This window comes from Tahibacter sp., assembly GCF_035481375.1.
Lineage (GTDB): Bacteria > Pseudomonadota > Gammaproteobacteria > Xanthomonadales > Rhodanobacteraceae > Tahibacter.
On record NZ_DATIGT010000315.1, the window covers coordinates 1 to 5539 of the forward strand.

The following is a 5539-nucleotide window of genomic DNA, read 5'->3' on the forward strand; positions in this document are numbered from 1 at the left end:
GTCATCGACACGGGACAGGCGCGCGAGCCGCGCTTCGATCCGAATTCCGGATTCACGCGGCTGCAGACGGTTGCGATCTCGCAAGCCTCGGCGGATCAGCGCGCGGGTCGCGCGGGCCGTGTCGCTGCGGGCCGCGCATACCGGCTGTGGCCGCAGAGCCAGCGGCTCGAACCGTCGCGCAAACCCGAACTGGAACATGTGGAACTATCCAATCTGGCGCTGGAGCTCGCGGCCTGGGGCGCCGACAGCCTGCCGTGGCTCGATGCGCCGCCGCCCGGCAATCTGGCACAGGCGCGCGAGCTGCTCGTGCTGCTCGGCGCGCTCGATGCGAGCCGGCGCATCACGCCGCTCGGCCGGCAGCTGCTCGAACTGGGCGCGACGCCGCGGCTTGCCGCGGCTGCCGTACGTGCGCCGGCGCGCGATCGTGCGCTCGTGGCGGATCTGCTCGCGGCGCTTGATGCGCGCAGCCCACTGCGCGGCGAGGCCGGCCGCAGCGACGATTTCCGGCTGCGTATCGCGGCGCTGCACGCATGGCGCCGCGACGGCGCGCGCGGCGCGCGCGAAGCCGACAGCGGCGCCCTTGCGGCGCTGGAACAGGCCAGCGGCGGCTGGCGCCGGCGTCTGCGCAGCGATGCAGCCGCGCGCGACAGTGGCGATGCGCATCGCATCGGCGATCTGCTGCTGCATGCGTTTCCCGATCGCGTCGCGAAGCAGGATCCGGCCAATCCGCGGCGCTATGCGCTGTCGAACGGCCGCGGCGCGCGCCTGCACGACAACACGGCGCTCTACGGCGAACCCTGGCTGATCGCGCTGGATCTGCGGCTCGAAGACAAGGACAGCCTGATCCTGTCGGCAGCACCGTTCGATTCCGATCTGCTCGAACGCGACTTCCCCGAGCGCTTCGCGAACGTGCGCGCGGTGCGCTGGAATGCGGCCAAGCGCGCGGTCGAGGCGTTCGAGGAGCGCCGCTTCGCGCAACTCACGCTGGGCCGCCGTCAGGTCGCGGTGACGCCGGCCGACGCGGTGCCCGCGCTGATCGCGGCCGTGCGCGACGCCGGACTCGACGTGCTGCCGTGGAGCGACAACGCGCGCGAACTGCGCCGGCGCGTGATCGCGCTGCGCGGCTGGTGCCCGGAACTCGGCTTGCCGGATCTGTCCGATGCCGTGCTGCTCGCGACGCTCGAGGATTGGCTCGCGCCGTATCTCGACGGCAAGTCGCGCATCGACGCGCTGCGCGCGGAGGAACTGTCGCAGGCGCTGTCGGGCATGCTCGACTACGACCAGCGCCGCGCGCTCGATGCGCAGGCGCCGGTCAGCATCACGGTGCCCAGCGGCAACGAACGCCGCATCGACTACACCGAAGGCCAGTCGCCCGTGCTGGCGGTCAAGCTGCAGGAACTGTTCGGCCTCGCCGACACGCCGCGCATCGCGCAGGGACGCGTGCCGCTGACTTTGCATCTGCTGTCGCCGGGCCAGCGGCCGATCCAGGTCACGCAGGACCTCAAGGGCTTCTGGGAGCGCACCTATCCCGAGGTCAAGAAAGAACTGAAAGGCCGCTATCCGCGGCATCCGTGGCCAGACGATCCGTGGACGGCCGCGCCGACCGCGCGCGCGAAGCCGCGCGGCACCTGAAGCAGGAACGAGTGGAGGAGTGAGAAACGAGTGAGTCCGCGAGAACCTTTGCCGTTACTCGCTTCTCGCTCCTCTCGACTCTTCACGTCGTCTCTGGTTTGCCGCCGTAGCAAATATTACAAAATATACCGCGAGTGGTCCTCGTCCTTGACGAGCTCGCCCAGGTGCGCGTCGACGTACGCGGCATCGATGCGGTAGTGCGTGCCGCTGCGGTCGGGCGCCTCGAACGAGATCAGGTCGAGCAGTCTTTCGAGCACGGTATGCAGCCTTCGCGCGCCGATGTTCTCGGTGCGTTCGTTGACGAGACAGGCGATCGCGGCGAGTCGCGAGACGCCGTCATCGGTGAATTCCAGCGTGACGCCTTCGGTCGCGAGCAGCGCCGTGTATTGCTTGGTCAGCGCGTTGTGCGGCTCGCGCAGGATGCGCACGAAGTCGTCGCTGCTCAGTGCGCCGAGTTCGACGCGGATCGGAAAGCGGCCCTGCAGTTCCGGAATCAGGTCCGAAGGCTTGGCCAGCGAGAACGCGCCCGAGGCGATGAACAGGATGTGGTCGGTCTTGATGACGCCGTATTTCGTCGAGACGGTCGAGCCTTCGACGAGCGGCAGCAGGTCGCGCTGCACGCCCTCGCGGCTGATGCCGGCGCCGTGCCATTCGCCGCGCTGGGCGACCTTGTCGATTTCGTCGATGAAGACGATGCCGTTCTGCTCGCAGTTGCGCAGCGCCTCGGCCTTGAGTTCGTCCTCGTTGAGCAGCTTGCCGGCTTCCTCTTCGAGCAGGATCGGCCAGGCCGCCTTGATCGTGAGCTTGCGCGACTGCGTGCGGCTGCCGGCGAGCGACTGGAACATGCCGCGCAGCTGCTGGCTCATTTCCTCCATGCCCGGCGGCGCGGCGATCTCGACGCCGAGATTCACGTTGGTCTCGAGGTCGATCTCGCGGTCGTCGAGCTTGCCCTCGCGCAACTGCTTGCGCAGTTTCTGTCGCGTGTCCGAATCGCCGGGGTCGGCCGGCGTCTTTTCCCAGGTGCTGGCGCGCCGCGGCAGCAGCGCGTCGAGGATGCGTTCCTCGGCACGGTCCTCGGCCGTCGTCTTCACGCGCGCCTTGGCCTGTTCGCGCGTCATCTTCCAGGCCATGTCGGCGAGGTCGCGCACGATCGACTCGACATCCTTGCCGACGTAGCCGACCTCGGTGAACTTGGTCGCTTCAACCTTGATGAACGGCGCGTTCGCGAGCCCGGCGAGGCGGCGCGCGATCTCGGTCTTGCCCACGCCGGTCGGGCCGATCATCAGAATGTTCTTCGGCGTGACTTCGTCGCGCAGCGACGGCTCGAGCTGCATGCGGCGCCAGCGGTTGCGCAGCGCGATCGCGACCGCGCGCTTGGCGGCGTGCTGGCCGACGATGTAGCGGTCGAGTTCGTTGACGATTTCGCGGGGCGTGAGTTCGGACATGCGGTCAGGATTCCGGCAGGGAGGCGCGGCGCGGGGACGTCGGCCCTCAGGCCTGGGTAACCGCGGTCACGGCGCCGTCGAGTTCCTCGATGGCGATCGAATGGTTGGTGTAGATGCAGATGTCGCCGGCGATCTTGAGCGCGCGTTCGACGATGGTGCGCGCGTCGAGCTCGGTGTTCTCGAGCAGCGCCTTGGCGGCGGCCTGTGCGTAAGGGCCGCCGGATCCGATCGCGATCAGGCCGTTTTCGGGCTCGAGCACGTCGCCGTTGCCGGAGATCAGCAGCGAGCTGTCGCGGTCGGCGACCGCAAGCATCGCTTCGAGACGTCCGAGGCGGCGGTCGGTGCGCCATTCCTTGGCCAGCTCCACGGCGGCGCGGACCAGCTGGTTGCCGTGCTTGGCGAGCTTGTCCTCGAACAGCTCGAACAGCGTGAATGCGTCGGCGGTCGCGCCGGCGAAGCCGGCGAGCACGTCGCCGCGGCCAAGCCGCCGCAGCTTGCGCGCGTTGGATTTGACGACGGTGTGGCCGAGCGTTACCTGGCCGTCGCCGCCGATGACGACTTTGCCGTTGCGGCGTACCGAAACGATGGTCGTCGCGTGAAAACTGTCGGCCATGGCGCCTCCGGGATGCGAACCCGGAAGGTAGGGACGGCGGCGTACTCGCACAAGAGCCGCCAGGCACGGGGCCCGGCGGCTGACGGTTGCGAGGCGCGTTCGGTCAGAATGCCGCGCCGGCGCGGCGCGGGCTGCGCGAGAGGCGGCCGAGCAGCTTGGCCGTGCCGTCCCAGAGTTCGCGGCGCGTGGTCAGGCTCGCGATCGCGGCCTTGCGGACGGCGTCGACGAGTTCGGGTTCGCGCGCCAGCGCGCGGTCGATGATGGCTTCGGCCGCGGGTCCGTGCGCATCGCCGTCGAGTTCGATGTGACGGTCGAGGTAATACACGAACGACGGCGCCTGCAGGCGGTCGAGTCCCCAGCTGTCGAGCAGACGCTGGAACATGCCCGGAATCACGTTCTCGCGGCCGTAGAAGAAATTGGCCATGACGACGAGCGTGCGTTCGCCGATCGCGACGCGCAGCGTGTGCGTGACGAAATCGATGACGCAGGCCGGCGCGCCGACGCGGCCGAGCGCGTTCTCGACCGGAACGCGGTCGCGCACGAGCGTCAGGAACTGCTGGAACTGCCGCGTGTCGGCGCCGACTTCGCGCATCGCCGCGAGATAGAGATCGAGATGGCTGATCGGATGGCCGTCCGGGCCCGTGTCCGTCTCCTCGCCGAGGATGATCTCGTTGATGAGGTGCGCCGCTTCTATGTCCGGCGGCGGCATCCACGGCAGGTCGACGCAGGTGAGGTCGCGCTGCAGGCGCTTGGCCAGGGACATGAAGTCCCAGACCGCAAAGACGTGGATCTGCATGAATGCACGCAGCGAATCCATATCGCGGATTGCGTCGAAGACGCGGTGCGTGTGCAGGGCGTCGCGCAGTTCACGCACGTCCGGCGTGAAGACCTGTTCGAGTAATGCGGACACGGCTGACTCCTCCTCATGAAGGCGCGGAACCGCCGGAAGCCGCCACGGCATCCGGTGTCGCGCCGTACTACGTGTTGCGATGCCTTGCTGCCGCAGCGTTGCGGCCCCCCTCCCTCCTGTCGCCGGCACGGACATCGCCGGGCCGGTGTCGTTTCGACGCCCGCGCGTGATCGCGCGGCCGCTGCGAGGCCCTTTGCGCGTGGCCTCAGCCGTTCTGGTACAGCGGATAGAGACTGCCTTCCTCGCGCTCGATGCGCTGCACGAGCAGCGTGCCGACGTGACGGTAGTCGGCGATGAACGCGCCGCGCGCAGCGGAGGTCACGACCGGCTGCTGGTATTTCTTGACGAAATCGATGACGCCGCGCGCGATCGCGTTCATCTCGCGGCGAAAGTCGCGGATCAGATTGAAGTTCTCTTCGTCGTCGCGCAGCGTGTATTCGACGTAGTTGTAGAAGCGCACGTTCTCGGCGAGCAGGTGCGCTTCGAGTTGCGACTTGAAGGCGAGCAGTTGAGCCGGCAGCAGATCCCAGCGATCCCGTTCGGGCAGGAGTCCGATCTGCTCGTAGGCATGCACGAGTTCGCGATGGTCATGGGTGAGCTGCGGCACGAGCTGCGCGTCGTAGCGCGGCGCATGCGGGCTTCCGTGCGTCAGCGGCCTTGCTGCCGGTGCCGGCGTGGGCGCCGGTCGGCCGAACAACTTGCGTATGGCTGCGAACATGCGGGCTCCCGGGACCAGGCCGCCGCACGGACTGCGGGCGTGGCACCGATCCTAGCAGCACGAAACTAAATTTCAATCGTATACGTATTACCGAAATCGTCATAATAAAAAAGCGATATTGTGGAACGCATCACAAGTCCGGTGAGCCGTTCCGCCGCCGTTTCCGTTCTTCGCGGACGTATGTCTGCGCGCGAGCCCGAAAAACGAAACGGCCCGCCGCC

General features: G+C 67.9%; 5 protein-coding genes. 1 reads left to right on the forward strand and 4 read right to left on the reverse strand.

Translation table 11 applies throughout. The features are described from left to right. Positions 1–1632 (forward strand): ATP-dependent helicase HrpB (gene hrpB, locus VLF18_RS20795; RefSeq protein ID WP_325281546.1); only part of this gene is annotated, 1632 nt, incomplete at its 5' end. A gap of 116 nt (positions 1633–1748) precedes the next feature. Here hrpB and hslU read toward each other — a convergent pair. From hslU to VLF18_RS20815, 4 genes are all read right to left on the reverse strand, one after another. Continuing rightward, positions 1749–3077 (reverse strand): ATP-dependent protease ATPase subunit HslU, encoded by a 1329-nt coding sequence (gene hslU, locus VLF18_RS20800; RefSeq protein ID WP_325281547.1) that lies wholly within the window; start codon positions 3075–3077, stop codon positions 1749–1751. A gap of 46 nt (positions 3078–3123) precedes the next feature. Beyond that, entirely contained in the window at positions 3124–3690 is a 567-nt protein-coding gene (gene hslV / locus VLF18_RS20805; protein WP_325281548.1) for an ATP-dependent protease subunit HslV, read from the reverse strand. A 103-nt stretch (positions 3691–3793) separates the two neighbouring features. Next, positions 3794–4600, reverse strand: a complete 807-nt coding sequence (locus VLF18_RS20810; RefSeq protein WP_325281549.1) for a DUF3050 domain-containing protein — start codon at positions 4598–4600, stop codon at positions 3794–3796. A gap of 205 nt (positions 4601–4805) precedes the next feature. After that, positions 4806–5318: a hemerythrin domain-containing protein gene (locus VLF18_RS20815; protein WP_325281550.1), complete on the reverse strand. Its 513-nt coding sequence runs from the start codon at positions 5316–5318 to the stop codon at positions 4806–4808. Between the last annotated feature and the right edge of the window lie 221 nt (positions 5319–5539).

Coding starts and splice junctions, on each gene's coding strand:
- VLF18_RS20815 (WP_325281550.1), bottom strand. CDS start 5,318: ATGTTCGCAGCCATACGCAAGTTGTTCGGCCGACCGGCGCCCACGCCG.
- hslV (WP_325281548.1), bottom strand. CDS start 3,690: ATGGCCGACAGTTTTCACGCGACGACCATCGTTTCGGTACGCCGCAAC.
- hslU (WP_325281547.1), bottom strand. CDS start 3,077: ATGTCCGAACTCACGCCCCGCGAAATCGTCAACGAACTCGACCGCTAC.